The sequence below is a fragment of the Neorhizobium sp. T6_25 genome, from assembly GCF_002968555.1.
Lineage (GTDB): Bacteria > Pseudomonadota > Alphaproteobacteria > Rhizobiales > Rhizobiaceae > Neorhizobium.
Genome location: NZ_PVBL01000001.1, coordinates 228,121 through 254,125, shown reverse-complemented (window position 1 = coordinate 254,125; position 26,005 = coordinate 228,121). Strand labels below are relative to the sequence as shown.

General features: G+C 58.6%; 24 protein-coding genes and 1 pseudogene. 9 read left to right on the top strand and 16 right to left on the bottom strand.

What is annotated here, in order from left to right; all coding sequences use genetic code 11:
* Nucleotides 1–275: 275 nt before the first annotated feature.
* The 7 genes from C5L10_RS01135 to C5L10_RS01105 form a co-directional block, all read right to left on the bottom strand.
* Nucleotides 276–452, bottom strand: coding sequence for a hypothetical protein (locus tag C5L10_RS01135; protein WP_371411897.1), 177 nt, complete (start codon nt 450–452; stop codon nt 276–278).
* 2,264 nt (nt 453–2,716) lie between these two features.
* A complete protein-coding gene (locus tag C5L10_RS01130; protein ID WP_172716862.1) occupies nt 2,717–2,935 on the bottom strand; it encodes a hypothetical protein in 219 nt (72 codons plus the stop codon).
* Nucleotides 2,936–3,025: 90 nt separating this feature from the next.
* Nucleotides 3,026–3,721 carry a TfuA-like protein gene (locus tag C5L10_RS01125; protein WP_105428155.1) on the bottom strand — a complete coding sequence of 232 codons (696 nt, stop codon included), beginning with the start codon at nt 3,719–3,721 and terminating at the stop codon, nt 3,026–3,028.
* Nucleotides 3,718–4,869, bottom strand: coding sequence for a YcaO-like family protein (locus tag C5L10_RS01120; protein ID WP_105428154.1), 1,152 nt, complete (start codon nt 4,867–4,869; stop codon nt 3,718–3,720). The genes C5L10_RS01125 and C5L10_RS01120 overlap by 4 nt, the downstream gene beginning before the upstream one ends.
* A gap of 19 nt (nt 4,870–4,888) precedes the next feature.
* Entirely contained in the window at nt 4,889–5,107 is a 219-nt protein-coding gene (locus C5L10_RS01115; protein ID WP_105428153.1) for a hypothetical protein, read from the bottom strand.
* Nucleotides 5,108–5,138: 31 nt separating this feature from the next.
* Complete coding sequence (locus C5L10_RS01110; RefSeq protein ID WP_172716861.1) at nt 5,139–6,893, bottom strand: hypothetical protein; 1,755 nt, start codon at nt 6,891–6,893, stop codon at nt 5,139–5,141.
* A 69-nt stretch (nt 6,894–6,962) separates the two neighbouring features.
* Complete coding sequence (locus tag C5L10_RS01105; protein ID WP_105428151.1) at nt 6,963–7,403, bottom strand: helix-turn-helix domain-containing protein; 441 nt, start codon at nt 7,401–7,403, stop codon at nt 6,963–6,965.
* Nucleotides 7,404–7,494: 91 nt separating this feature from the next.
* On the opposite strand from C5L10_RS01105, the gene C5L10_RS01100 reads away from it, so the two are divergent.
* The 4 genes from C5L10_RS01100 (at nt 7,495) to C5L10_RS01085 (ending at nt 11,180) form a co-directional block, all read left to right on the top strand.
* Nucleotides 7,495–7,734, top strand: a complete 240-nt coding sequence (locus tag C5L10_RS01100; RefSeq protein ID WP_105428150.1) for a hypothetical protein — start codon at nt 7,495–7,497, stop codon at nt 7,732–7,734.
* Between the two features lie 419 nt (nt 7,735–8,153).
* The gene (locus tag C5L10_RS33460; protein ID WP_172716860.1) at nt 8,154–8,378 is read left to right on the top strand and encodes a hypothetical protein; all 225 of its coding nucleotides are present in this window, start codon (nt 8,154–8,156) and stop codon (nt 8,376–8,378) included.
* A 350-nt stretch (nt 8,379–8,728) separates the two neighbouring features.
* The gene (locus C5L10_RS01090) at nt 8,729–9,685 is read left to right on the top strand and encodes a tripartite tricarboxylate transporter substrate binding protein (protein ID WP_172716859.1); all 957 of its coding nucleotides are present in this window, start codon (nt 8,729–8,731) and stop codon (nt 9,683–9,685) included.
* Nucleotides 9,686–9,776: 91 nt separating this feature from the next.
* A complete protein-coding gene (locus C5L10_RS01085) occupies nt 9,777–11,180 on the top strand; it encodes an MmgE/PrpD family protein (protein ID WP_105428147.1) in 1,404 nt (467 codons plus the stop codon).
* A gap of 50 nt (nt 11,181–11,230) precedes the next feature.
* Here C5L10_RS01085 and C5L10_RS01080 read toward each other — a convergent pair whose 3' ends face one another.
* Nucleotides 11,231–12,727 carry a tripartite tricarboxylate transporter permease gene (locus tag C5L10_RS01080; protein ID WP_105428351.1) on the bottom strand — a complete coding sequence of 499 codons (1,497 nt, stop codon included), beginning with the start codon at nt 12,725–12,727 and terminating at the stop codon, nt 11,231–11,233.
* Nucleotides 12,728–12,731: 4 nt separating this feature from the next.
* Nucleotides 12,732–13,190, bottom strand: a complete 459-nt coding sequence (locus C5L10_RS01075; RefSeq protein WP_172716858.1) for a tripartite tricarboxylate transporter TctB family protein — start codon at nt 13,188–13,190, stop codon at nt 12,732–12,734.
* Nucleotides 13,191–13,886: 696 nt separating this feature from the next.
* Here C5L10_RS01075 and C5L10_RS01070 point away from each other — a divergent pair.
* A pseudogene (locus C5L10_RS01070) lies at nt 13,887–14,254 on the top strand (EAL domain-containing protein); the annotation flags it as partial.
* Nucleotides 14,255–15,630: 1,376 nt separating this feature from the next.
* On the opposite strand, the gene C5L10_RS01065 reads toward C5L10_RS01070, so the two are convergent.
* The 4 genes from C5L10_RS01065 to C5L10_RS01045 form a co-directional block, all read right to left on the bottom strand.
* Nucleotides 15,631–15,930 carry a hypothetical protein gene (locus C5L10_RS01065; protein WP_172716857.1) on the bottom strand — a complete coding sequence of 100 codons (300 nt, stop codon included), beginning with the start codon at nt 15,928–15,930 and terminating at the stop codon, nt 15,631–15,633.
* Nucleotides 15,931–16,044: 114 nt separating this feature from the next.
* Nucleotides 16,045–16,989: an alpha/beta hydrolase gene (locus C5L10_RS01060; RefSeq protein ID WP_105428144.1), complete on the bottom strand. Its 945-nt coding sequence runs from the start codon at nt 16,987–16,989 to the stop codon at nt 16,045–16,047.
* A gap of 782 nt (nt 16,990–17,771) precedes the next feature.
* Complete coding sequence (locus C5L10_RS01050; protein WP_105428143.1) at nt 17,772–18,392, bottom strand: cyclodeaminase/cyclohydrolase family protein; 621 nt, start codon at nt 18,390–18,392, stop codon at nt 17,772–17,774.
* Between the two features lie 470 nt (nt 18,393–18,862).
* Entirely contained in the window at nt 18,863–19,657 is a 795-nt protein-coding gene (locus C5L10_RS01045; protein WP_172716856.1) for a DUF2243 domain-containing protein, read from the bottom strand.
* 328 nt (nt 19,658–19,985) lie between these two features.
* On the opposite strand from C5L10_RS01045, the gene C5L10_RS01040 reads away from it, so the two are divergent.
* The 4 genes from C5L10_RS01040 (at nt 19,986) to C5L10_RS01025 (ending at nt 23,501) form a co-directional block, all read left to right on the top strand.
* On the top strand, nt 19,986–20,903 hold the full coding sequence (locus C5L10_RS01040) for a hypothetical protein (RefSeq protein ID WP_105428141.1): 918 nt from the start codon (nt 19,986–19,988) through the stop codon (nt 20,901–20,903).
* A 576-nt stretch (nt 20,904–21,479) separates the two neighbouring features.
* Nucleotides 21,480–21,737 (top strand): hypothetical protein, encoded by a 258-nt coding sequence (locus tag C5L10_RS34115; RefSeq protein ID WP_371411905.1) that lies wholly within the window; start codon nt 21,480–21,482, stop codon nt 21,735–21,737.
* Nucleotides 21,734–22,894: an iron-containing alcohol dehydrogenase gene (locus C5L10_RS01030; RefSeq protein ID WP_105428350.1), complete on the top strand. Its 1,161-nt coding sequence runs from the start codon at nt 21,734–21,736 to the stop codon at nt 22,892–22,894. Before C5L10_RS34115 ends, C5L10_RS01030 begins: the two co-directional genes overlap by 4 nt.
* Nucleotides 22,895–23,045: 151 nt before the next feature.
* A complete protein-coding gene (locus C5L10_RS01025; RefSeq protein WP_105428140.1) occupies nt 23,046–23,501 on the top strand; it encodes an RbsD/FucU family protein in 456 nt (151 codons plus the stop codon).
* A gap of 828 nt (nt 23,502–24,329) precedes the next feature.
* Here C5L10_RS01025 and C5L10_RS33455 read toward each other — a convergent pair.
* From C5L10_RS33455 to C5L10_RS01015, 3 genes are all read right to left on the bottom strand, one after another.
* The gene (locus C5L10_RS33455) at nt 24,330–24,515 is read right to left on the bottom strand and encodes a hypothetical protein (RefSeq protein ID WP_172716855.1); all 186 of its coding nucleotides are present in this window, start codon (nt 24,513–24,515) and stop codon (nt 24,330–24,332) included.
* A 608-nt stretch (nt 24,516–25,123) separates the two neighbouring features.
* Nucleotides 25,124–25,303, bottom strand: a complete 180-nt coding sequence (locus C5L10_RS34855) for a DUF4189 domain-containing protein (protein WP_172716854.1) — start codon at nt 25,301–25,303, stop codon at nt 25,124–25,126.
* Between the two features lie 353 nt (nt 25,304–25,656).
* Nucleotides 25,657–25,899 carry a DUF982 domain-containing protein gene (locus tag C5L10_RS01015; RefSeq protein WP_105428138.1) on the bottom strand — a complete coding sequence of 81 codons (243 nt, stop codon included), beginning with the start codon at nt 25,897–25,899 and terminating at the stop codon, nt 25,657–25,659.
* Nucleotides 25,900–26,005 lie beyond the last annotated feature (106 nt).

The window sequence follows — 26,005 nt, the reverse complement described above, 5'->3', positions numbered from 1 at the left end:
ATCGGTTCCAAGAAACCGGGTCGTCAAAAGGGTGGGCCAAAAAAACCGCCGCAGCGGCTTATAGGAGCCCGATCTACACATCTGCGCGATGTCACCCCAGGAAAATGAAAACTCATCGTCGCTCGGACTCGAAGCTTTTCCTCGCTTCGGCTGGCAGGCCGCGCTGCGGATCTGTCCGCTGCTTTCTTCGGGTCCTACAGATGATGGTCAACAACGTCAGAAGCAAGCTTCTGGTGCCGGAAAGCGGCAGGCCTGCAGGTAGGAGAGATCAGACGTCAGGCGCGAAAAATATTGGCGCCCATGTCTTCGTTGACAGGATGGCGCAGCATCTCAATGTCCTGGTCCGTCAGCAGTTCCGCCAGTTCGTCGCACCGCTTCATGGGCAGGACCGAAGCAATCGTGTCGAGTGCTCGGCGCGTGCGTCCGGGGCGGTTTTGACGATCAGCTTCCATGAGCGGCCAGGCCAAACGCTACGACCGCTTTTTGTGCGGTCGGGGGAAGTCTACGATCGCGAGCAACCGGCGTCCCTGCCGCTGGGGGAAGACAGTCAAATGAGAGAAGTGATATCGACCCCGGCAGCTCTATCTCCATATGCGGAAAGGCGACGGCAAACTAGACTCTAGCAACCTGGGAGAAGAGCCAAGCTGGACCGCTTTACAACTCAGTTTGGTGACCAAGAGACAGGCCTCCAGATTACCCGTATAGGGATCCAGTGACCAAGCAACCTTCGGCGGAAAAGTGTTTCTGCTCGCTAGGGCCATACCGATCCCGCCAGACCAGCTTGGATCTATATCCGTTGACGGAATCAGTCTCCGCAAACATTCCAGCTTCGTTATGATCGTACGACTATTGACGTAGTAAACGCACCACCAAGTCCTATTTTGTTGATTGTCGAGGGCGACGCCATGAACCCACCAAACGCGATCTATAAGCTCCAGATTGCGTGCGTGGAATTCATAGCGATCGCCCATTTGGGCTGTGGCTTGCGTTGAGATGAGAAATATCACTGCGAAGAAAGCCGGTTTGCTCATGACGCCCTCTTGGCCGTTACAAGGCAAATTCTACTATTTCATCGCGCGAATACATCGCCGCCTTTTGACGTAGACTAAGCTTTCGCATTCTTGCCTCATTGAGGCGGAGCCGATTGAATGTGCAAAACAATTTTGGCCCAGATTGGCGAATTGGCAGGCCTTAATCGGGATGCTAGCCGTGCGCGCTGCCAGACGATAGCGTCGACGCCGCTCGGTTCGAGGCTACTCTCCGAGACTTTGCCCCGGCCATCGAGCCCGTGCCGTTTCGTCGGTGTCGACCGGAGGATTAAGTGGAGACCCCTCTTTGCAATCTCCATCGAGATCAAAGCAACCTGCCGGGAGAAGGCTTCCGCGCATCCAACGATGCCCGAGCGCTCAATGCCGATTGCCGGGAGCCAATGTTCCGGCGCATGCAGCCGCCGGCTAGATCGAAAAGTCTACCTGTCACAGTGCACCATCTCGTGATTGTGGAATATTCCGCCCGCCAAGAGACAGTTGAGGGCTCGAATGGACAACCGACGAATCCTGTTCTTTTTGGACCTGCGCACCTTGGTGTCTTGTCGGCGAAGACCGGCCGAGGCCCCGGAATTTTACCATGTTCTAAATAGCCACTCGACTCGCGGGCTCGGCGATGTTTCACTTTGAGGCAGCAGGGTGTGTGAGGGCGGAGTGATGGTTTATGAGTGGGACGCGCGGCGGGCGCGACGTGCGAATGCGATCAAGATGATTTCGGCTCTGCTGGCTGGCGTGATCATAGCCGGGATTCCCGCTGGGATCGTAGCTTGGGCTATTGATCTCTAATAAGGCGGCGGCATCCGGCTCGACGACTCGCTATAATTTGAGGATGCGATGAAGAAAGCCTGGACCTGTTACGGCTGGAAGCCCGAAGGGTGCACGTCCGCGCCGTCTGCCCGCAAGCCTTCAACGCGGAAACTGACACGTAGTGCAGCATGAGATCAATCAGCGCTCTATGTGAGGAGATAGACAAGGATTGCGGCTCCCAATAACCAAAGTCCGCTCAGAAGGGCTAGAGAAACAGCAACCGTTCTGCGGTCAACTTGAACCCATGGCCGCTGTGGGCCGCGCGGGTTCATGGCAGACGTGTTATTGGGCCTGGTTGGAAGTCCGAGGGCCGGTATGTTCTGCTCAGCAGAAGCTGTTTTTGACAGTCTCGCGCTCATGCCAGTCTCATCCGATTTCGTCCTTGAACTTTTCAATGCGACAAACCGAATCCGTTCGGTTTCTTGATTTCAGAGCCAACGGCTCATTGAACGGCGGCAGCGGCGATCGCCGGGAGCGCTTAGGGGTCGCAGGTGATGTCCTGGCACTGCCCCAAGATCTCACCGCGGATCTGCCGAAGCTTCTCGCCAATTTTGACTGAATGGCCGGAGTTGTTGCTGTCATTTGATCCTGTGCGCCGACGAGATCACGTGCCTGCAAACTTTGTCCCAGTACTCGTTGGTTGTGGTGGAAGTTTACTGGATATTCGTTACACTTCCTGACCGAACTGGACGACGGCGACAGCCGTGTGAAAGTTCCACTGCCGCAGGGCCGCCCCCAGCGGTTACCCCACTGCGGCAAGGGCTCGACGTGCTTTCCATACCGCCCGTCGAGCCCTTTGTGCCGCCCCCACTGCACCGTTCAGCGACCTCGACCGTCAACCATGATCCGGTCGCGGTTCCCGCTCATTGATAGGTTTGACTTGATGTTTTGCGTGAGTACTTGGTCGCCGTAGCATCTGGACCACCAGTAAGCTCCTTGGTGATCGCTTCAAGCGTCACGGAAAATCCAGCCTCGACCTCGATCGATTTGAGGCCTTTTGCGATCTCTCTCGCGTAGATCACCAGTCTCGCCAGAGCGACGAGTTCTGCTTCCATATCAATTTGCAAATCCGAGAATGCCATGCACCAACCCCCAACTTGTGTGGGCAATCTAAAACTCTTTGAGGGTCGTCGGGCGTGACATCGGCGTGACACAACGTATGGCTGATGACGCTAGGCATCACGCCAGAGAGACGTTCGGTTAAATTCAAAGTGGGTGGAGGGAGAATACGTGTCGACCTGACGCAGAGCATCGATCAAGGCTATGGCGTCGGCTCTTTTTTGGTCCAAATAATTGTGGCGAAGAATTCGCAGTACTTCGCGGCCCCGCCCACTGGTAATCCCCGAGCAGTTTGCCACGATCGCGTTCCAGCTACGGGCCTTGAAGAACAAGGATCGCGCGCTTGTTTTGAGGTGCCGCGCTTCCTGGCCGCAGATCAGCCCGTGCGTGCAACAGCGAGTGACTGTTGCGTCTACATTGACCATCGGAATGGTGATGGCGACATATCCCAGCTCTTCCGGTCCGTGAAGCAGTGCGACATCCGCGTCGTCGACACGGGTTTCGCTCGCATAGGCCGCAAAGATTTTCCCAATGCCAATCATGCCGAAGGCGTGACACTCTGCCGCCCGCAAGGCACCCATGCTCGCCGCTCCAAAGACCGCCACGCCTTTTGAGAGACCGTAGAGAATTTCCTTGTGCCAGACGGGAGCCACATATTCGAAGGCGCCGTCGATCAATCCGATGGCACGCGCGCCTTGGTCGACCGCCAGCCGCACGTCTCCCTGCATCGCCGGCGGCCTCACAATCATATCGTCAGAGACGAAACGTCCTGCCTCCGGCAGGCTTGGACCGACAAAGAGGACTTTCATGAGGTAAACGATGCAGCCATCGCCCTGCCGCCAAATCTGTGCCGTCGCTCTCCCCCGGGACTTTCCAATCCGGGCACCAATATCTTGACGACCGCGAAGGGTAATGCCGGCCCGCTCAATCGAACCGCGATTGCCTGCGTGATACCCGACCTCTTCAAGTTCCCCAGGATGCCTGCAAGGTCGCTCGGACCCGGCAAGGGCACGCCGCGTGAAGGATCAGCAGAAAACAACTTTAGCAGCCGCTCCGGCAATGGTCGCCGATAGGTCTCATGAAATACGTCATCACGGGCGCCACTGATATAAGTGACCCGGGACTGCGCGGCTTCCGTCAGCGCGCGCATGGCAGCGCGCTCGGAGGAAGGATGGGCGCCGCAGCCGAACGTCACGTCGACATATCGGGGCGCACGCGACGCGAGCGCGGTTTTCGCCGCAAGGAAGGCGCCGATACACGGTATGCCGATATCGCTTGTCATGTCGAACATGCGCAGCAGGATGCCCGCATCCTCGATCTTCACGATAAGGGACCTAACGTCCTCATCGCTGAAAGCGTTCGGTTCCAGACACCTGGAGTGCTGGCTGGATTCAGGAAGAACCTGCCACAAGACATGAGCGTCGCGTTCGATACGCTCCAGAAGGCCGTGGAAAATTGCCTCGTCCTGCGTGTTGCCCGATGCAAGGCCATCCGAAGATTGCCAGTACCGGCAGTTCGACAGGGTCCGATCAAGTGACACGGCTTCGGCCGGAACGTGGACGCGATCAAAACTGAAGAGGTCTTCTCCCGCCGCGAATGCCATAGTGTCGGTTGCTCGGGGAGGGGACTGGTTCCGGCCAAGGAGCGGCACAAGCAAGTCGACACGCTCGGCAGCATCTGAAAGAGCTGACGCGCAGACATTCTTGATTGACAGGAACGGATCGCAAGCGGCAGCCCGCTCTATCGCCTCCATGACCGCGGATGTTCTCGCATCGGCATCGGTAAGTCCTTTGCCTTGAGCAACGACGATCGATTTGGCGTTTGGAGTATAGGCGCACCAAACCGGAATGCCGATATGATCGAGTCCGGTCTGGCGGCCGATACGGGTTATTCCAAGCGTCTTCAAAAAAGGACGTACCCGCTCATAAGTCTCCTCGGGTAAGCAGATGCGGTCCATCCCTTACGCTGTGGGCAGCTTAGCCATCGAAGACACCGGAGAAAGCCTGTCCGGAAGAGGAGACTGCAACCGCCAAATTGACGTCTTTGATAATTGTTCCCCCCGCATTTCTAAGAGCGTTTGCCGCAGCCAGCGGGCCGGAAACTGGCGGCTGCATCGGCAGGACCGTTCCCGCGTCAATGTCCGCGAGATAAAGCTGATCGTCTCCGGGCAACCCGATTATCACAACTCTTGCCATATCTTACCCCTCACGTTGTTGGCGCGAAAATCTAAAAACCGGCCTTCAGGAGGCCCTCTCGATAGAGTTCCTTTTGCCATTGTTCTTTCACCGGAAGCACCGAGAGCCATTTGTCGAGATCGAAGTGCGGGTTGAGTTCCCGAGCCCTGCGACGATGCACGCGTGCCTTCGCGGTATCGCCAGCCATAGCATAACTCGCCGCAAGCAATCTCCGGGCCGACGAGGAGTCCCCCATTTTATCTATGTAGCTAATAGCCTGATGAAATTCGCCCAGGAAATAGCTGGCGCCGGCCGCAATCCAGAAATAATCGTCGGGGCATATCGGATTTAAGCGGATAGCTTTGCTGATCTTCGCCAACCCATCGGCAGGCTTCGATGCATGAACCAGAGCATCGGCATACCCGCATATAGCGTCGGCAAGGTGTGGGCTCAACCCCTCCGCGCGATCGAATGCCTGCAGGCTTCCGTCGACATCGCCGCGGTAAAGCCTCGAAAGCCCCAGTTCCCGGTGCGCCGATGCCAGTTCTGGCTGCAGGGCCACCGCTTTTCTTGCAGTTTCTTCCGCCTGAACCAGCAGCTCGGTCTCTCCCCGCGCCGTCAAGACCCATTCCCAGGAGTAGGTACGGGACAAACCCGCCAACGCCGGCGCGAAATCCCCGCTGATTCTCAGCGTTTCTCGAAAGGCGTTTCTGGCCCGGCGCAGGTCAGGGAGCGTGAATTTGTTGAGATGCTGGGCGCTTGCTAGATAGGACCTATAGACGTCCGGATGAGCACGGTAATCAGCGAGCACAATTTCGGTGCGCTGAAGGTGGTCGCTGATGGCCATCACGATCATCTGTGCCACTTGTCTGCGATGTGAAGCAAGTGAGCTGGCATTGAGGCGGAAGCGCTCCGCCCACAAAACGCTGTCCGAGGGAAGGAATACCATCTGTACGAAGAGGCCCTCGCTGCTGATGTTGGTGTCAAGGACGTAGGAGATGGAATGTCTCTCCAGCTGGGCCATCTTATCCGCATCCTGCCGGATGCGGGCTGCCGTATACGGAGCAACGACCGCCACCGTCCTCAAGGAGCAAAGACTTATCGTGATATCTTCCATCAATGCGCGGGCTGGATAAGCAGAGTTTTGCTCCGCTTCCTGCGGAGGAAGTAATACCAGCCGGGGGAGTTCCATGGGCATTGGGGGGACGATTGCGGTCCCGATGGGCAACGTGAACTCGCTTCGACCGATCGATGATCTAGAGGATCCAATTTGGTCTTCATGACGATGCGCACCAAGCAGCACCTCGCGTACGGCGGAATCGCCCGGATCGCGTTCGAGGAGCTGTTTTGCGCTATCCTTAACATCAGTCCATTCCGATCGACTTGCCGCGGCGGCTTGTGCCTCGAACAGTCCCGCGCGAAAACGTTGCCACTGGACCGACCGCTGTTTCTCGACCCATGGTTTCATGCCGACGGGTAAATTGGCTTCGTCCATGAACGGCCGCGTCATCAATTTCGACATCGCGTTCAGTCGCGGCAGCGCTTCAACATCATTGGAAAAGACGGAGAAATCCGCCTCAACGGGCTCGGCGGACCGCAGAACGGTCGAAGAAGTGAAATCGAGTGGAGCAGGCCAGCCGTCCATGGCGCATTTGCGCACGCGCTCGGTCATCTTTCGAAAGTTGATCTTGGCGGCGTCTTGATCGCCTGCCCAAAGCAGCCGCGCCAGATAGTCTCGCGGCAGCTCAACTTCACCGCTGGCCAACATATAGGCGAGGCCGAACAGTGCCTTCTGTGGTAATGGCACCGTCCCTCGTTCCTCGTCAGCAAGCCAAAGACCCCCGAATGTCACAAGCCGGAGCATCGGAACGATCCGCTAACGCGTCACGCCCGGACCCGCGTGATGGCGATCCGGATCTGACGGGGCCCCTAAGGATTTGACCAGTTGAACGATGTTTTGGCGCAGCTTCGCATTTGCCACCCTCTGGAACGCCAGATTGAGTTCCACCCCCTCGCGGGTTGCCAGAAAGGAGGTCACCGCATCTTCCTCGTGCACGACAGGCTTGCTATCGGTTGTCGACGACGGGGTTGGCGCATCGGCAAAGAAATAACCAACAGGAGCGCTCAGTATAGTCGCAATCATCTGAAGACGACTCGCGCCAACTCGATTGGCTCCCTTTTCGTATTTCTGCACTTGCTGGAAAGTAATACCAAGCCCGTCGGCTAGTTTCTCCTGAGACATCTTTAGCATGGCCCGCCTCAGTCGGATCCTTGATCCAACATGTATGTCAATCGGGTTGGGCTTCTTATGATCCATCACTGTACCCTCTGTCACCGCTACACAGTGGTATAAACGGAGACTTCGCGCAACTGGGACCTGTTGGCAAAGGTGTACACTATGTAGATTCATGGCGAACCGCGACCTGCGCGCCTTCCACGTCTATCCCGTGTGCCTGATCTGGGCGCGGCGTTTCTCGGAACCCTTCCGCCGGCGCCTTCTAGCCAAGGCACTGACCGGCGTCGATTTCAGTTTGTTGCAGATCTCGACAAAGTCGTGGTCGCTGACGCGACAGTGGATTGATTTCTTCCGATTTCAACTGAAGCACTCTGCCGAAAGTCGGCCCTCGCTTTTGAGTTGGCGGTTTTAGCTTAGGGCAGGGGAAGGGGAGGCCATCCCGTTGAGAGTGCCCGACGCGAAGGCGATCTACCACCGAGGGTCCGGCCATTGGGCATTTTCCCAGGCCGGAAAGTCTCTCGGAGGGATCAGGTTCCTTTCGCGGTTCTGCAGCCAACTCGACGGAAGTGGCGGAGGGCCTGCCTTGCGTTGCGCTTCGTCCAAGAAAACAACATCCCGCCGCGGGTTTCCAGCATGTCAAAGATCTCAGGCCGAGCCGGATCGAGACGCTAGCAGAAACGCCGATCGCTCTGCGTCCGCACCGAAGCCCTCCCGTAGCGCTTCGCAATCATGCATCTGCTTCAGACGGCAGCTTGCTAGCCCTGAAGTTCTCGCAATAAACATAACGGTTTCGATAGGTTGAATGATTCCAAAGATCTCGACGCGGCTTGCTTGGCGGATCGCCTCGCCCGCCCTCGCCACCCCGGCTATATCAAGCGCTTTCTGGGTATCACGGAGGGCCTGCAGGTCCGATTGAAAGACTTTCTCGATCACGGCGGCCGTATCGTCCTCGGGTGTCAGGTCTTCATGGATGAATTGCACCGGCTGAACCAGATCGCCGGCGAGCGCGATCTTGACCTGCTGAAAACCCCGCCCGCCGAGCGACGACTTTGGTGACGGACATGTGTACCACCTCAGCGGCATCGAGCATGATGAAATCAGCAATGCGGCCTGCCGTCGGTGACAGATCCTTACGGATCGCGCGAATGCGGTCGGTCACGCCGTTCAGATCCTGACCGATGGTTTCGGCGAGCCACGCTTCAAATCCCCTTAGAAGAGGAGAGGCGCCGGATAGATCTCCAAAACGTTCGGGTTGACTCTCAAAATGCCTCGGCTCTTAGGTCGCAGTTTCGCCCTTCGAAACGAGGCTAGCAATCTTTTGCAATTCCGAACTACAGCTTACCAATATGCGCCTCTGCAGTCGCCGGGCATCAAGGGAGGGGATCATGGTTCGCTGGAAAAATTGGATGAGGAATGGCCTGTGTGGGATGGCGGCGGTGCTGTTTTATACGGTGGGCGCCTGGGCAGCCGATCAGTATCCCATCTCGACGGTGCGCATGATCGTGCCCTACGCCCCTGGCGGCGGCGGTGACATAACCGGCCGTATGATCGCGGAGGAACTCAGCAAGCGTCTTAAGACCACGGTGGTGATCGAGAACATCGGTGGCGCCAGCGGCACGATCGGCACCGAAAAGGCGGCTCGCGCCAAGCCGGATGGAGGGACGCTGCTTCTCGCCGGCAGCGCCATCTTCACGACCGCACCGCATATTACCAAGATCGGTTTCGATCCGCTCAAGGATTTCGTCGCCATCGCCAATGTCAGCGAATCCGTGCGCATGCTGAGTGTGCCGCCATCGCTCGGGGTGAAAAGTTACCAGGAATTGGTGGCCTACGGAAAAGCCAATCCGGGAACCCTGAACTACGCCTCGGTGGGTGTCGGTTCGACCGGCCATATTATCGGCGTGGATTTTCTGCGGACTGTGGGCGTCACTGCCAGGCACATTCCGTATAGTGGGGCCTCGCAAGCGGTTCAGGCGCTTCTCTCAGGAGATGTGCAGTTCGTTATCGACGCAATGGTCATTCCGCCGTCGCGCGAAGGCAAGCTCGTGCCCATCGCCGTGCCGAGCGAGGCACGCTTGCCTGACTTCCCCGATGTGCCGACGTTCCGGGAAGTGGGCCTGAAGGACATCCGCTCCGGTGGCTGGCAGGCTGTCATGGTACCCGCCGGCACGCCGAAGGAACTTGTCGCCATGATCGAGAAGGCGCTGAAGGACGCAGATGCCAGCCCGGAATTCCGCGCAGCTCTCACCCGCGCTGGCTTCTCGCCGCGCTTCCGCACCAGCGTGCAGCTTCAGCAGGAGCTAGAGGCCGAATATGCCTATTTCGGCGAGCTGCTGAAGAGCATGGAGCTCCCCAAGAAATAACCCCTCCGAGCAATCCGGATAAGACAGCACACCAATACGCGCGGACCTGCTGGCGCGTATTGCTTTAATATAGGCCAACAAGGATCCAAATATGCAGGAGACACGCTCGACCGTCCCGACCCTGAGCGCCAAGGTGGCGGAATGGATGACGGGGTTTCCGCTCGATACGGTTCCGGCCGACGTCCTGGAAAATACTAAGTTGCGGATTTTGGACGTCGTCGGCGTGATGATCGCATCGAGTCGGCTCGACGTAGTTTCGGCCGCACGGCGCTCCGTGGCGGAATCGGATGGCGGCCAGGGGAGCGCCTTTTCCGTGACGGACGCTGCGCCGACGACACCCGCGAGTGCGGCCTTCATCAACGGGGTCATGTCCGCCGTTCTCGAATTCGACGACACTCATATCGAGTCGAACATCCATCCGACCGGCGTCGTGCTATCGGCCCTGCTGCCGGAATGCGAGCGTCTCGGCCTTTCGGGTAAAAACCTGCTGGATGCCGCGCTGATCGGCAGCGAGTTGTTGTGCCGTCTCGGCCTCGTCTCACCGGTGCGGATGCATGAGGTGGGGTTCCATCCGAGTTCCGTCTATGGCGTCTTCGGCGCGGTCTGGGGGCTTGCGCATCTGCGGGGCTTTTCGGTCGAGCAGACGGTGCATGCGATCGGTACGGCGGCCAGCCTCTCGGCAGGCTCGATCGCCTCGTTCGAGGACGGTACCTCGACCAAAACCTTGCATATCGGCATGGCGGCATCTGCGGCAATCCGTGCGGTCGCACTGGCGAACCAGGGCATTTCCGGTCCCTATCCGGTCTTCGAAGGCAAGTTCGGCTGGTTCAAGAGCTATTTTCAGTCCACGCCCGAGTTCCGCTTTTCGGCACTGACGGACGAACTCGGCGAACGCTGGGAAGTGTTGAACATCGCCTCGAAGGCGCATCCTTGCGCATATACGATGATCCCGTTCATCGCCGCGGCGATCGAGCTTCGCGATGCTCATGAGGTCAAGCCGGAAGATGTGGACGTCATCTATTGCGATATAATGCCCCGTTCCTTTGCGACCGTCTGCGAGCCGGCCGAAGAAAAGCGCCGGCCGCGGACCTCCTGGCACGGGCGTATCAGCTTGCAACATACGGTCGCCGAAGCGCTGGTGCTTGGCCGGATGGACAAGGATGCCTACGCGCCGGAGAACCTCGCCAACCCGCTCATCAACGCGATGGCAGGTAAGGTCATCCACCGGCCGGATTTGGTGGCCGCACACGATATCAGCCGTTCGCGTGCGACGGTCTCCGTCCGCCTGAAAGATGGACGCGAACTATCTCATACGATTGAGGATATGCCGGGCACCCGCCGCAACCCGGTCGCCCGAGAGGGCTATCTGCAGAAATTCCGGGCGAATGTTCGTGGCGTGATTTCCGACGCGGCGGGTCAGGAGCTGGCGACGGCTCTTCTCAATTTGGACGAAGCCGAGGACATTGGTGCGCTGTTCAGGGGGCTGCGCGAGTAAAGTCACTGATGGCACTCGAATTTACAGCCGCCCGGAGGACGACGTAGACCTCAATCCGCCGCCTCCTGTGCGCCTTTCCTCACGAAAGAGGTGGTGGCAGCCAGCAGGATCGCGATGCCGAGGACTACGAAGGTGAGGCTGATCGGGCGGTTGATAAAGGTCATCGGATCGCCTCGCGACAGTGACAGGGCACGTCTGAAATTCTCCTCGAACATGGGCCCAAGCACGAAGCCGAGGATGAACATGGCAAGGCTGCAATCGGCACGCTTCAGGAGGTAGCCGACGGCTCCGAAGATGACGAGGGTCAGGATCTGCAAGGATGAAAAGCCGATCGAAAAGACCCCGACGCAGGCAAAGGCGAGCACGAACAGATAGAGCCAGTGATAAGGCACCGTCAGCAACTTCACCCACAGGCCGATCAGCGGCAGATTGAGGATGACGAGCATCAGGTTGCCGATCCACATCGACCCGACCAGTCCCCAGAAAAGCTGCGGATTGTTGGTAATCATGCTCGGGCCCGGATTGACGCCCTGGATCAGCAGCGCGCCGAGGAAGAGCGCCATGACCGGGCTGCCGGGCACGCCGAGCATCAGAGTCGGGATGAAGGCAGTCTGAGATGCCGCATTGTTGGCCGCCTCGGGAGCCGCAACACCTTGAACCGCGCCGCTGCCGAAACGACCGGGCTGTTTCGAAATGCTCTTCTCGACCATGTAGGCGGAGAACGAGCTCATCGCGAGGCCTGCGCCGGGCAGCATGCCGAGGAACGACCCGAGCGCCGTGCCGCGCAATACGGCCGGCCACGCCTGACGGAATTCCTCGCGGTTCGGCCAGAGACGGCCGACCTTTGAGGTGACCAGTTCCGGCGTCCCCGTGCTGCCGATTGTGGTGATGATTTCCGATACTGCGAAAAGGCCGACAGCAAGCACCGCGAAGTCGATACCGTCGCGCAGTTCCGCAATCCCGAAGGTGAAGCGGAAAACGCCGGAGGCGACATCGGCGCCCGCCAAGCCCAGAAGCACGCCGAGGACTGCCGAGCCGATGCCCTTGACGAAACCGCCCTTGGCAATCGAGGCCGTGGCGACAAGCGCGCAGAAGACGAGGGCGGCATATTCCGCCGAGCCGAATTTCGCGGCCACCGAGGCCATGGCGGGTGCCGCAAGCGCGATCAGCAGCGTGCCGACGGTGCCGGCAAAGAAGGAACCAAGCGCGGCAATGGCGAGCGCCGCGCCCGCGCGGCCCTGACGTGCCATCTGGTAGCCATCCAGGCAGGTGACCGCCGACGATGCTTCGCCGGGAAGATTGAGCAGGATCGAGGTCGTCGATCCGCCATAGGCGGCGCCATAATAGATGCCGGCCAGCAGGATCACCGAACCTTCTGGCGGTAGTCCGAAAGTCAGCGGCAGGAGCAGCGAGATGGTGATGATCGGGCCCACACCCGGCAGCACGCCGATTGCGGTTCCGAGCGTGACGCCGAGAAAGCAATAGAAGAGGTTGTCGATGCTGGCGGCGACTTGCAGTCCCAGGGCAATCGAAGAAACGAAGTCCAGCACGCTAGATGCTCCAGTCGAACAGGTGGAATGGAATGCCGAGACCGAAATGGAAGATGCCCAGGATGATGGCGACGATCGCGAGAGTCAGGGCGGGCAACTCCTTCAGCCGGCCGCGGTTGTCCGCAAGCCAGCCGAGACTGATCAATGCGACGACGCTTGGCAGCAGCCCAACGCGATCGATAAGTTGGCTGAAGGCAAAGAGCGCCGTAAGGATCGCCAGGAAGGGCCGGATTTCCTCGCGCGGTATAAGCGCAATTGGTGCCGCGCCCGCATTCGCCAGAGTGGCTTTCACCAAGAGCGTTATGCCGAAGACTGAGAGTGTCGTGCCAAGCAGCACGGGCAGGGCGCCCGGCCCCATTTCCGAAAGCTCGCCGAAGCCATAGTCCAGGCCGAGATAGACGGCGATACCGCCAGTTGCGGCGAACAGGATGCCCACCGCGTGGTCTGCATGAAATGTCATGATCGATCCCAATGTTCGAGGCCAGTGCCCAGGCCGATGTTCAAGCTATGCTGGCGTGTCCGATCTGCGCTGGAGATCCGTTAGTCGCGCGGACCAATTGCTGGGTTGTTCCTCTCCTCCTTCGCAAGACCTGAGATATTGGCCGAGACGGATGGCTAGTCTAGAAGAAGGCGGCTATGCAAAGATAAAGACGGCTCGTTCCGATGATCGAAACGGTCAGGCGCATATAGCGCGGTATGGCGGTCAAGGCGTCGATGCGACGACAGCCCTACTGGGAGTGGAATTTGGCGATGCCTCCGGCCCCGCGGCAGCCGCCCCCGCCAGCAGCCTTATGAAAGTTTGACTTGGCGCAGACCGCCAGCACCTTGCGCTCTGCCACAGGCCGCGGACGTCCGCATAGGCCTGGATTGGAATCGTTTCAGCCTCGCCGCGGCCGGCGAGCCTTGTTGCGACAACCGGCATAGCCTGAGGTGACAAACCGGTCGAACCTCTCCGCGAAAACCGCGTCGTCGTTCTGTGTTATAGTCGCGGCCGCAGCCTAAATTGATAAGCATGATAGTCGCCTTGCCGGCTGCGGCCATCGAATGCACGAAAATGCCACGATCGCCCGGAGTATAGTGGTGGAACGAGCCTTTGAGCGCGAAGGCAGACGATGGCAAAATAATCACGCCTGATCGCGTTTCTCGGGGGGGCCATGTGGCCCGTTGCATTAGCGACCTGAGAAAGCTGGGCGCCCAAGTCTGGCTCGGTCGTGGCTTCGCCTGATCGAATTCGACACGGTCAAGATCGATCGATCCTTCCTCCACGACTGCAACACGGAGAGAGGGAAGAGGATGTTGCTTGACATCATCAGCCTGTTGCGCAATCTCGGTGTGAGTATCCTCGTTGAAGGCGTCGAGACCATAGAACATCAGCGGCTGATGCAGCAGTACGGAATCAACCGGCTTCAGGGATATTACATTGCACGGCCTGGCCCGGCAGCTCAGCTTGAACCTGATAATGTGCTGAGGTTCAGCACGGTCCGGAACGTGGATTGCAACCGTCTACTTCGAAACGGGTCATAGGTTTGGCCCCATCATGAGTGGGCCCGCCAGAGGCGATCCAAAGGGGTTTGAAGACGTAAACCCAGTGAAACAATTACGAGGGCGTGGTCGCCGGCTACAGGTCATTGGCGAGTTGGCCATTCCTGATGATGCACTTCAATCGACAGATCGCGCGGCTACATCGCTGCCTGACCGAGCCCTTTCCTGAACCGCTGGCCGTCCCATCCGTTCACTGAAGATCGGTGTCGTGTCCGCCACTCGTCGTAAGTTGTGGTTTCCGCCATCTGCTGACCTCCTCAGCAAGCCAATGGAGGTCGGAAAGAAGCACAGATGGTTGTGGCTTTCTGTATGAAAGTGAGACGCCATTAACCTCTCGGTAACGAAGCCGGAGCATGAGTCTGCGGCTCAATCGCTGAGAGGTTTTGTCATGCGTGTACCCGGTGGTGCTGTACTTTTGGTTATCCCGCTTATTGCGGTGCTGCTGTTTGGCGCGTCGCTCGCCTGGGACCAACTCGACAAACTCGATCCCATTGTGACCGGCACTATCCGATAGAAAGAGATTTATGCCGCCCTCAACCGGTTCCCACCCTCGCTTTTGGGTAAGGAAGAGCTTCGGTGGTGCCGTTGCCCTTGCAATCATCGGCAGCGGTCGCCTGCTCCAAGAAGGCCCTGCGCTTCTTGAGCAGTTCGGAAGCGTAATGCATTTATCCCGATCCGACTTATTCGTCTTCTGCAATCGTTGGTCTGCGGGTAATCGATAAAAGCCAGCCTGAGCCCATCTTCGATTCTATCCATCCGTCGATCCGGCTACCAACAAATGAACCCTATGGCGATTTGCGCGCGGCATTGGGCGGCGATTAAAGCCCAGGTTTCGGGCGTGTGGCGAGCTTTGGCCTTTTCTCGTGCTCGTTTCTGAGAAGGTTTTGCGCGGGTCGTGCTCGGCGCCAGCATGAGGGCTATCAACCGCAGGATTCAGCAGAAACGGGATGTGGTGCACCTGGTCGCCCAACAGTTCTTCGATCTTTCGGCCGATGGTCGCCACTTTGCTAGGAACACCACCCACCGGGGCGGTGGCTGGAACTATCGCGAATAGACCCGACGTCCTTGGCGAAGAACCAGCCGGGTTCCTTTCCATCGAGCTCCCGTACGAGACTTTTCTTTGCGACTACCTGTCCATGCGCCGTCAACTTATCCGGCGCCGCGGCCTGCCGTGCAAATATGCTCGCCGCAGACGCTTTCAACACCCGTCATTGGAGATCATTGCCCGATGTTTTTGCACTCATCCACCTCTTCGGCGTCGAGTGAGCCTCGACGCCTCACATCACCTGGCAAACGTTCATCGATTACAAGATCTGCTCTAGGCGGGGCTGGTAATTCCCGACGATCATTCTACCGCATCAGATAAACTCGATCTGCGCGACCGCTGCTTCAAGCTTATGTTCATCGCGAATTCCGCTCTGGAAGAGTTCGAGCAATGTCGCCGCAAGCCCCTCAGCCTGCGGGCTCTTCTTGCGAATGCCGCCCGCTGCGCAGGTTACGTCGAAGACGCGCTGTATCATTTGCAGGTCTTCCGGTTGAAGCGGATCCGGATAATCGAATTTTGCATGGTCGGAAATCATCGTTGGAAACTTCAGGACTGGAGTCGGCGCTGCTGCGCTTGATACTGAGCTACGAAGGGCACTTCGCGCAATGCCCAATGGCGCTACAATCCTTGAATTTATAAGAAAATTGGTCCGACTGCCAACCGCTAACGTCGCCTGCGTGCCAACTTTCGGAGCACATACGCTTTTGTTCCGGAATTTCCCCTCGGTTTAAGACAACGTCCTGCTAATCCAGTCCGCCATGAACTGCCGCGTCTTGAGAGCCAGTCGGGTCGGCAGCCGCTCGAAGCCATGAGGGCCTTCCGGCACGACAAGCAGGTCCGAGCTGCCAGCCTGGCGTTGCCAGCGGTCATGCATTCGGAGGGTATCCTCCACTATGGGATCAAGCGCTCCCGCGATAAACAGGGCGGGAGGCATTGCTGAAAGATCCGCAAAAACCGGCGAAACCTGCGCATCAGTCACTGCTAAACTGGAAGTCAATCTGTCGAGGTTCCTTTGCGCCGACCTGGGCTCAATGATCAGGCTACCCGTTGCGGTCCTTAGGCTTTTCGATCCGGCTAGGTCGAAGGCTCCGCAAAGCGAGACAAATCCGGCTACCTCTTCGAGCGAGCGATGTCTTGCGAGGCGGATCAGCGCACACGCGGCAAGGTGTGCACCAGAAGATTCGCCTTCGATGATCAGTCGATCCGTCTGGAAGTCGGCAACATGGTCCAGCGCCCACCTGGTGATAGCGACAGCGTCGTCTATCGTCTGCTCAAGATCGTCATCCACCGCCAGATGAAAATCGCCGCTGGCGACGGTGACGCCGCAAGATCTGGCGATCATCGTGTTCCAGCCGTCGTCGAGCCGGGCATTGCCCAAGACCCACGCCCCACCGTGAAAGTGCAGCAGGAGGGCCTTGCTCCCCTGCCGAGGTCGGAGAATGCGGATCATCGTCTGACGGTTGCCAACGGGCAACGAGACAGTCTCGGTCGATATGTCTTCTCGTTGCCTTTCGGGCAGGAGGTGCTGGCCAAACCCGATGACGCTGTCAATCAGCCTGGCGTTCAGCCGCCTGCCCGTATGGTAGCGCGGCATCCATGACAGGGCACGGTTTAAACTCCGCGCTCGGGCAAAGTCACATGTCTCGAAGATATCCGCCGGATCGATTTTCATTGTACCAACTTGAGCGGCCGCCGCTGAGTCAGAGTGCGATCGCAACACGCCCCCGACGACTGTTGAACGAGCAGCTCTCTTGCTCCAGGATAATGGTGCAGACCAAGCCTTCGCAGACCGGATTGCGGCACACCAGTCGGTCAACACCTGTTGGTCCCGGGGCGCGCCATCAAATCATTTCAGGCTCCTTCCACTGAGGCGCGTAAACCAGTTGCACCTACCAAAGTTCCGCGTGAGACGATCCTGATTTCATTTCGCCTCTAAGGAACTTGCCCCTTTCCCTCATTGTTCATGAGACTTTCCAAGCAAGGAGTGTGCTGATTCAGTCAGAGCCCGAGGAGCCGTATCCGATGCAGGTCGAGACCTGATGCAGCGGGAAATGTCAGTGAAGTCCCGGTCTGGAATCGCTGCCGAAAGACCGAGGGCGCCCTGGAGCAGCGCCCCTGCCACACACCAGCCAGGAGGATGAAGCGGTTGGCGCGGCGGCCGACAACGTAAAGGACGGGCTGTCGTCTTGGGCGTCGAGGGTGCTGGATAGGGCTGAGGACCTGGCCTCGGACGCCGTCCACAAGGCAGTCTCCATCGCCACCGAGGTTCATGACGTGGCCGGCGACCGGATCGTGGAGGAAGCGTCCTCGCTGGGAGGAAATGGTCGGTCCGACGGGGGAGCAAATCCGCGACATGATGTTGCTGAGGCAAAGCCCACGAACAACCTGCCTGGCAAGCGCCCATGATCGGCGTTCTCGGCCGGTCGATTCGGGCGCGCAGGTTTCATTTTGGCCTTAGTATTGGAAGTCCTGTTGCGCCGCGGCTCTTTTGAGGGCCGCGAATGCGGTGTCGCGGCGCGCAGCAAGCTCTGCCCGGATCTCCGCCGTATGTTGGTGCAGATCGACCATGCGGTCGGGCTCCAGGTTGATCTTCACGGCCATGATTATGCCGGCAAAGGAGGCATTGAGGATTGCGGCTCCGGCGTGAAGGTCGCTCGCGACCGAGTGATCCACCGAGGAGGATAACTCGTTCAGGTGTTCTAGCGCCTCGACGATCAGACGGGCTGCATCGAGAGGTTGGACAGTTGCCCTGGATTCCGCCTCGCGGAGAGCGGAAACATAAGCTCGCTCGCTCTCCACGGCGCAGCGATCCCGCAGAACTTCCATGTAGTTCAAGAAGTTTGTGCGGTCTTGTTCTGCTGCCTGCAAGAGATCACCCGAAAGTCGATCGATCTTTTCCACGGCCGCGTACAAACATGGGTCGTTTGTGGGATGACTGGAGACGAGGACGGACATCTTTGCCATCGACAGGCCCATCAATCCGGCGAGGATTGAAGCGGTACTGCCAGGGATATCGGGGGATCGTTTCCCGATTGATCCAAGGATATCGTCAAGCGTGCGCTCTATTGGTTTCATCAAAGCCTAGCCTGCCCCTCCGACAGGTGTGATGACCTTGCCGGTTCCATTGCAGTCGGGGCATCGCGCGCCATCGATCTGCCCTTTGCCGCTGCATTTCCGGCATACGTTTTCAGCCGAGAACGGGGTTGTGGCTGGTACCGTGTCGGAGTTTCTGTGTTCGGTTCCAGTGTTTACCAAAGCAAGTCCTTTCGATCATTCTGGTCCCTTCCCGGGCGTTGATGCTTCCGACCCTGGATACAGAAGCGTAAGGCCTGCTTGGCGTTCGGTGCGGCGCCGCTGCTTTACGAACGCCGTTCTACGCCTCGGGGAATAATCAGCCTCCTGCACGTCGGGAAATGAACTACAAAAGTGCCACTTGGTTCCTTATGTGGGCCGCTGATTTCGCACCGAGGTGATTTCGCCTGCTAAGGCAGTTATCGAAATCGTACCGTCGCCTTTTGCGGTTCACCGATGTGGGAGTAGGCCGTCTAAGGGGAGGGGGCGGGAGTGGCACTGAAGCATCCCATGCCGAACACAGAACCACTGACGTAGAGCGCGCCGTAACGGTAGAAGGACCATCCGTCGAAGCGGTTTTTTAAGGCGATCGCCCACACGTCCCCATCAGCATTGCTCCACAAAATCTGGCCATCGGCATTATCCACGGCGGCGAGAACCGCGGCCGGGCTGATGCCTTGCTGGAATACGACCGTGACCGGTCGCGGATTTGACCAGGGTGAGGCAGCGACGGCGCCCGCCGCGAAAGTGATGATCCCGACGCTCGACGCTACCGTGTTACTCAGGTGGCGCCGGCGGCTGCCGCCAAATCGGTCAAAGGCTATACCGAGACCCACGCATATCAGGCCGAGAGCAAAGAAGGCCAAGTCCCACGACAGCCAATTTCGACTGTCTTCCTTGATGTGATGCAGACCCAGGAGCCAGTGGTTCACGACCGCATCGGCCAGATGCCAGACGCCGAATCCGACAAGCAATGTTGCAGCGAACCGCTTTCCGGATCCGTTCGAAGCGAAGTCATAGCGAGCGCGCCAGAGCAACCAAAGCCCAACAAGCCCGACACCGTACATTGCGGCGTGGAAAGCCCCATCTGTCAACATTCGGAACCGGAGGTCCTGATAAACCTGGCCATCGAGTGAGCTGAAGAGGCTATGCCACTGCAGGATTTGGTGGAGAAGGATCCCATCGAAAAAACCGGCCAAGGCTAGGCCGATGAAGAATCCGGCCGGTCCGCAGCCGCGCCGCAACGATCGGAAAATGTGGTTAAACACGGCGCGCTCCAAAAACAACCCTAGGCGCGAACAATCCATGTCGGCGACAGTTCCATCTTTGAGCGATAGCGACGCAGAGAGCGCTCCGCGCGTCAGTGCGGCCCTCTTTCTGTCTTGCGAGGGACAACCTTGTTCAACCGAGGAAGTTGCAGCAGGAACTGGTTGCGGGCGGCGCGACAGAAGGCGGAGGGTTCGAGGCCGGGGCACCCGTATTTGGCTTGCTGGGGCCGCGCATCATAATGTCGTGACAAGATCGTCACGACCACGCCAGGGAGATCGTTGCTGCGTAGCGGTGGAGTGAGACGGCTCGAATTGATAAGAAAGCGCAATGATCAACGCTACAGAGATGCGAGCGCTCGACGTCTCGCCGGAAGTGCCGACCACGCAGCCCCTCTACATCAGCGCTGCAAGCGGGCTCGTCTGCGTCCGCTCGACCATGTATGTTGTTGCTGATGACGAGCTTCACCTCGGGGTGTTTTCAAAGGATACCTCTGAACCTGGCCATCTGATCCGCCTGTTTGCCGGTGATCTGCCCAGCGGTAAGGCTGAGCGAAAGCGGCAGAAGCCGGACCTTGAGGCGATCACCTTTGTTCCGGCTTTCGACAATTTTCCGCATGGCGCGCTCTTGGCTATGGGATCGGCATCCAGGCCAAACCGTGGACGCGGCGCGTTACTGACACTCGACGCGCATGGTGCGGTCTGCGGTTCACCCAATGAACTGAACATGTCCCCCATTGTCGGTCCGCTTGACCAAGCGTTCGATGAACTCAATATTGAGGGCGCGGTTGTTGTTCGTAACGAGCTGCGCCTGTTCCAGCGCGGCAACAAGCAACATGCCGACAACGCGATCATCCGTTATTCACTCGGGCAAGTTCTCGGTGCGTTGCAAAGTTCGCAAGCCGATACCGTCGCGCCGTTCGCCATAAAACGGCTGGACCTTGGTCTAATCGAGGGAGTTCCGCTCTGCTTCACTGACGCCACAGTTCTTCCCGGTGGTGACATGGTGTTCTGCGCCGTGGCGGAAGATACTGAAGACGCTTATCGGGATGGGCGCTGCGTCGGGGCTGCGATCGGGATCGCCGACAATGACGGACATCTGGTCTGCCTGCACCCATTTGACCGGCCGTACAAGGTGGAGGGCATCAGCGCTGGGCTAGAAAACGCCATGCTGGAACTTCTCCTAGTCACCCACGCGGACGACCCCTCGATACCGGCAAAGCTGTTGTCTGCATCGATTGCGAGATAGGGCAACTGTTCCGGTGGTGCAATTATTGCACATTTTGAGGCACCCATGATTGTTAGTCCGGGTTCAACTCATCCTCCCGATGGCGTCACCTTTCCGCAGCATGCGGGGATCAATTCCAATTTGGAGGAGATTCCCGCGCTCGTTACAGGTCGGGGAAGTTCATCACTCGCTTCAGCTGCCCCGGATTCTTCAGATAAAGAAATATCAGTTAGTTAGGAAATTCACACCGGGTTTGAATTCGCCCGAATATCCCCGCCGAACACCTTACCTGTATCCTCAACGGCGTGTGGTGATCACCGGAGAATTGTTTGATGTCCAAGACGGATTGGGTAATGTTGGTCGCAGTGGCCATCCCGGTTGCGCCGGCCCTTTCAAGGGAGGCCAGGCTTTGGTGGGAAGCCTGGCGGAAGCATCGGCGGGCCGAGCGTCAGAGGCGCGCTGAGCAACCTTGATGTTTCCCCTCGCTTCTGGGAGTAGTTCATCGGGTCCTTCCAGTTTCTGGCGGATCGTGGCGGGAGGAGGACGGGCCATGCGCGCCGTCGACGCGGAGAAGGCAATTTGCTCGACGATGCCACCATGGGTGCTGTCACAGGCGTGCCTCACCCAATGCTGGGGGAGGCGCCGGTCGCATGCATCGTTCTAATGGGTGTCGTTGCATTCGATCAGGATGCTCTGCTCAAACACTGCAAAGACCGGCTATCGGCCTACAAGGTCCCGGACCGCGTCGACGTCGCTACTGAGATGCTCGTGCGGGTTGCGGAAAAATCCTGCAGGACAAACGTGGCGACGGCATGCGGTGGCGTAGGCGTAAATCGGCGAAGGGAAGATGCATGAATCCGTTTGTCTTCAGTACGACCGCACAGATAGTCTTTCGGCCTGGCGCCGCAACTGCGATCGGTGATCTGGTTAAGCAAAAGCTCGGCCGCCGGGTTCTCTTCGTGACAGACCCCGGATTGCGACGGCTTGGCCTTTGTCAACCTGCTCTTGCGTCTCTTACTGCCTCCGGCATCGAGACCACCGTGTTCGATGGAGTGGAAGCCGACCCATCGCTCGCGACCGTGATGGCCGCGGCAGGTGCCGCCAAGGCTGCCAATGTCTCCGGGGTCATCGGCTTCGGCGGCGGTTCTTCACTTGACGTGGCCAAAGTCGTCGCATTGCTTTGCGGTTCCGGTGAACAACTCAACGATGCCTGGGGCGTGGGGAACGCGAAGGGGCCGCGGCTGCCACTGGCTCTTGTTCCAACCACGGCCGGAACAGGATCGGAGGTCACCCCGGTTTCCATTATCACGGTCGGCGGCGACGAGAAGCGTGGCGTGTCGTCGCCGATCATCCTGCCCGACCTCGCGGTCCTCGATCCCGATCTGACCTTAGGGCTTCCCGCTGACATAACGGCTGCCACCGGCATCGATGCTATGGTCCATGCGATCGAGGCATATGCATCGAAGAGCGCGAATAACAACCCTCTTTCAAAGATGCTTGCGCGCCAGGCGCTCCAGCTTCTGGGCGCGAATATCGAAAAGGCGGTCTTTGACGGAAAGAACCGTGCCGCCCGCGGCGCAATGCTCCTCGGCTCGATGCTGGCTGGACAGGCCTTCGCGAACTCTCCCGTGGCGGCGGTTCATGCGTTGGCCTATCCGATCGGCGGAACCTTCCACATTCCTCACGGCCTCTCAAACGCGCTCGTGCTCCCGCATGTCCTTCGGTTCAATGCACCGGATGCTGCGTCGATATACGCGGAGATCGCAGCCGACGTCTTTCCGGACCTCGGTTCGGAACAGGGTGACCAGCGACGCTGCGCCGCTTTCATCGAGCGACTTGCCAGGTTGTCGCTTAAGCTCGGCCTTCAGTCGCGGCTGCGGGACGTGGGTATCGGGGAAGAGCACCTGGCCGGAATGGCGCGGGAGGCCATGAAACAGACCCGGCTTCTCGTCAACAACCCGCGCGAGATTGGCGAGGCGAACGCACTCTCAATATACAGGGCGGCGTGGTGATGGCGGAACGAGCTCCTGAAACAGTCCAGCCTAAAAAGTTCCGAACGACTGCGATCATGCTCCTGATCCTCGTCGGTATCTTTCGGAAGCGCTATATCGTCAAGAGGCTGACTGCATGTGCCGTCCAGTAAATGCCAATAGGGAGGACATTATGCTTAAGAACATTCATCCGGCGTTGAACGCCGACGTGCTGCACGCGCTTCGCTCCATGGGGCACGGGGACACGCTGGTTGTCTCCGACACCAACTTCCCGAGCGACAGCGTCGCCAGGCAGACGGTGGTCGGCCGGCAGCTCAGCATGGCCAATCTCCCGGCACCGCAGGCGATCCGTGCCATTCTCTCGGTGCTGCCGCTCGACACGCCGCTCCAGAATTCTGCCGGTCGCATGGAAGTTATGGGCGCGCCGGGCGAAATTCCGACGGTGCAAAGCGAGGTGCAGGCGGAGATCGACCAAGCGGAAGGCAGGTCTTCACCCATGTACGGCATCGCGCGCTTCGATTTCTACGATCTGGCCAAGAAGGCCTATTGCGTGATCTCGACTGGGGAAACGCGTTTCTATGGCTGCTTCCTGTTCACCAAGGGTGTCATCCCACCTGCAGGCGTGTGAGGTTTTCGGCATGGGAACGGAGTTTCCATTCTCGGAATTTTCGCCGACACGGCCTGTTTCGCGCCGAGAATTCCAGCCGTGGACGAGACTATAGCCGGCAGCGGCTCTTGCGAAAGATAAAAGGCAATCGCAGTGCGGGAGTGTCCGCCTTGCCCGGATATGCAGTTGTCGCGATCAACGGCGTTTTGCGAAGCTTGAGGAAAAATCTCCTGCCGGTCCGAATCCCGGACCGTATCGCGATTGCGGAGCGTCAGGCGGACGACGGAATAGTCGGGAGGCTCTATTGCCGGATCGGTCGCGGCCCGAGCACCCGATCCTGAGATGCGCCCTTTTATAGCCACCTCTCACTAGACGAGGAGTCGGCGACATTCTTGTCTCGACGTTCGTCGGGATCAAGCTGCAGGCGTTCGCCTTTTACGCTAACTCCAGCGGGCAGGCGACACAATAGCTGCGCCAGGAACGGGCGGCAGTTGCTCGGCCTGCTTCGCTCGATAGACACGAAATAAGAACCGGCGATGACGGCGCCTAGTAGGACTATCCCACCAGCACCGATGCCCGCTCTGCGACCAGCAATTTTTGATCTATCTGTCATACCGCCGAGCGTAGTTCGCGAGCGAAATCCCCGCTAGATCACCTAAAGTAGCAGCGTTGAGCTTTCTTTCGGATGCCCTTCGCTCTTGGTTGAAGGCCAACCACATCGCTCCTGCGATAGGCAGCCGAGAGCTACGGTCTGGTAGACATAAAACAGGAATTCGCGCCGGCTGGGCGGTGTGTCTTGATCTCCTGCTGGAAATCAAACCGAGAAGGCGTGCCCAAAGTTCCGCCAGCCTAGTGCAGCCGTGAGGGTGTCATGGCAGCGAGAGCATCCCTGAGTTCGCTGACAATTTCTTCGTAGTCGGCGATCCGTCTACAGAGTCCGGGCTCGGACCGTCTGGCTCTCACATCCTTGATGACGTCGGTGAACATCCGAACCTGCTGCTCAAGGTCGATGCTGTCGCTCACTGATACACGCACGATGCTATTCCCCGGCTAGTTCTCCCCCAGCCGCCTTGCATACAACCAGCCTTGCTCGCAATGAACAATCAGCTTTTGGGAGTAATCCAGACCCGGACGATGTAAGCCTAAGCGGGCTCATCTACTTCAGCGCGAAATAAATGAGGGCAATTCCGAGAATGATCGAGCCGCACATGAGAGCGGGTGCATAGACGTAGTCCATGATCGGGCCTCCGGTGTTGCCGCCCTACCTAGAGCAGCTTGCCGAGGCATCCACCCCTAAGATGAGACCAAAACACAAAGGTCCTACGATAGAGGCCCGTTGTTCAGACTGAAGTCCGACGCCGGAACATGCGAGAGGCAGCGGGGTTTATCTCGCAAGTACGCGAAGCCATATCGTCCCCGGCACCATTCAACGGGCTTCGTCAGATGGTGTGTCTCCCCAAACCCGTCGCCTCACCGCGGCGGGTTTATAGCAAGCAGGCTCAAACGATAAAGTGAGAGCCCGCGGGTTTGAAGCCGGCGGGCTTGCTGCATCAATGACAGTCAGAGACGATGAGCTTGCACCCGGGGCATTCGGCCTTCGCAGCCTTCTGCGCTGCTGCTTCTGTGCTACCTACGCCCGTCGCCTAGCTCGCCTTGTTGCCTACATAGGCGCCGCACTGTTCGAAGGTCAGCATGACCTCGCACGCCGCATTACCGGCGGCCTTGCATTCCTTTATAGCATTCGAAGATGCTTCCTTCTTCGAACCACCATACCCAACGGCATAGCCAGCATCTTCCGCCGCTGTGCCGGATGTGTCATTCACCGAAATAGCGCCGGTAGCGAGAGCTGATGTCGCGCAAGCGCAGGAAAGAACTGCGGCGGCGAACGCGGCGCGGATAGCGAATTTTATTTTTGGAAGTTCCCTGGGCCGCCGAATTGCGGCGAGTGAGGAATATCAAAGCTGCTCAATGCTTCAAGCGGTTATACCCGTTCGTGTTAACTTAGAGCCCGCATCCGTTGGTGCGAGCAGGTGCCATGCGAGCGTTCATGATTGTGAGGCCTGCCGCTGGACGGCCCCAAATCAAGCCTCGTATTACAGCCGTCGAGCAGGCTCCAGCCGCCGAACCAATCACCACGGAAATATCAGTGGGCGCCAGGGTCTGCTACCGTTTGTCCTTAGTTCAGATTTCGGTGTGCTTCCGCCGCGGCCTTTTCGAATGCACGTCGCGCCTGTTCCGCCGTAAGTCGTTCGTCGAGCGCCGCCTTGCAGGCGATCCTGGCGCGAACGAAATGTGGTCCGGTCATTGCCGGCCAGCCTTCAGTTAAAAGCGCCAGAGCCTCAAATGGTCCGTTGACGGCTTTGCGACCGATCCCCGGCAGCGCAATATTGACGGGCGCGTCCCAAGTTCTCTCAGTCATCGTTGTCCTCCTGATCGCTCCTGTCACGATCATTAACACTTTGTGAGCGGAGTCTAGTGGGAGCGGGGGCTCGGTACGATTCCTGACCAACGCGCAGTTGCGAAAG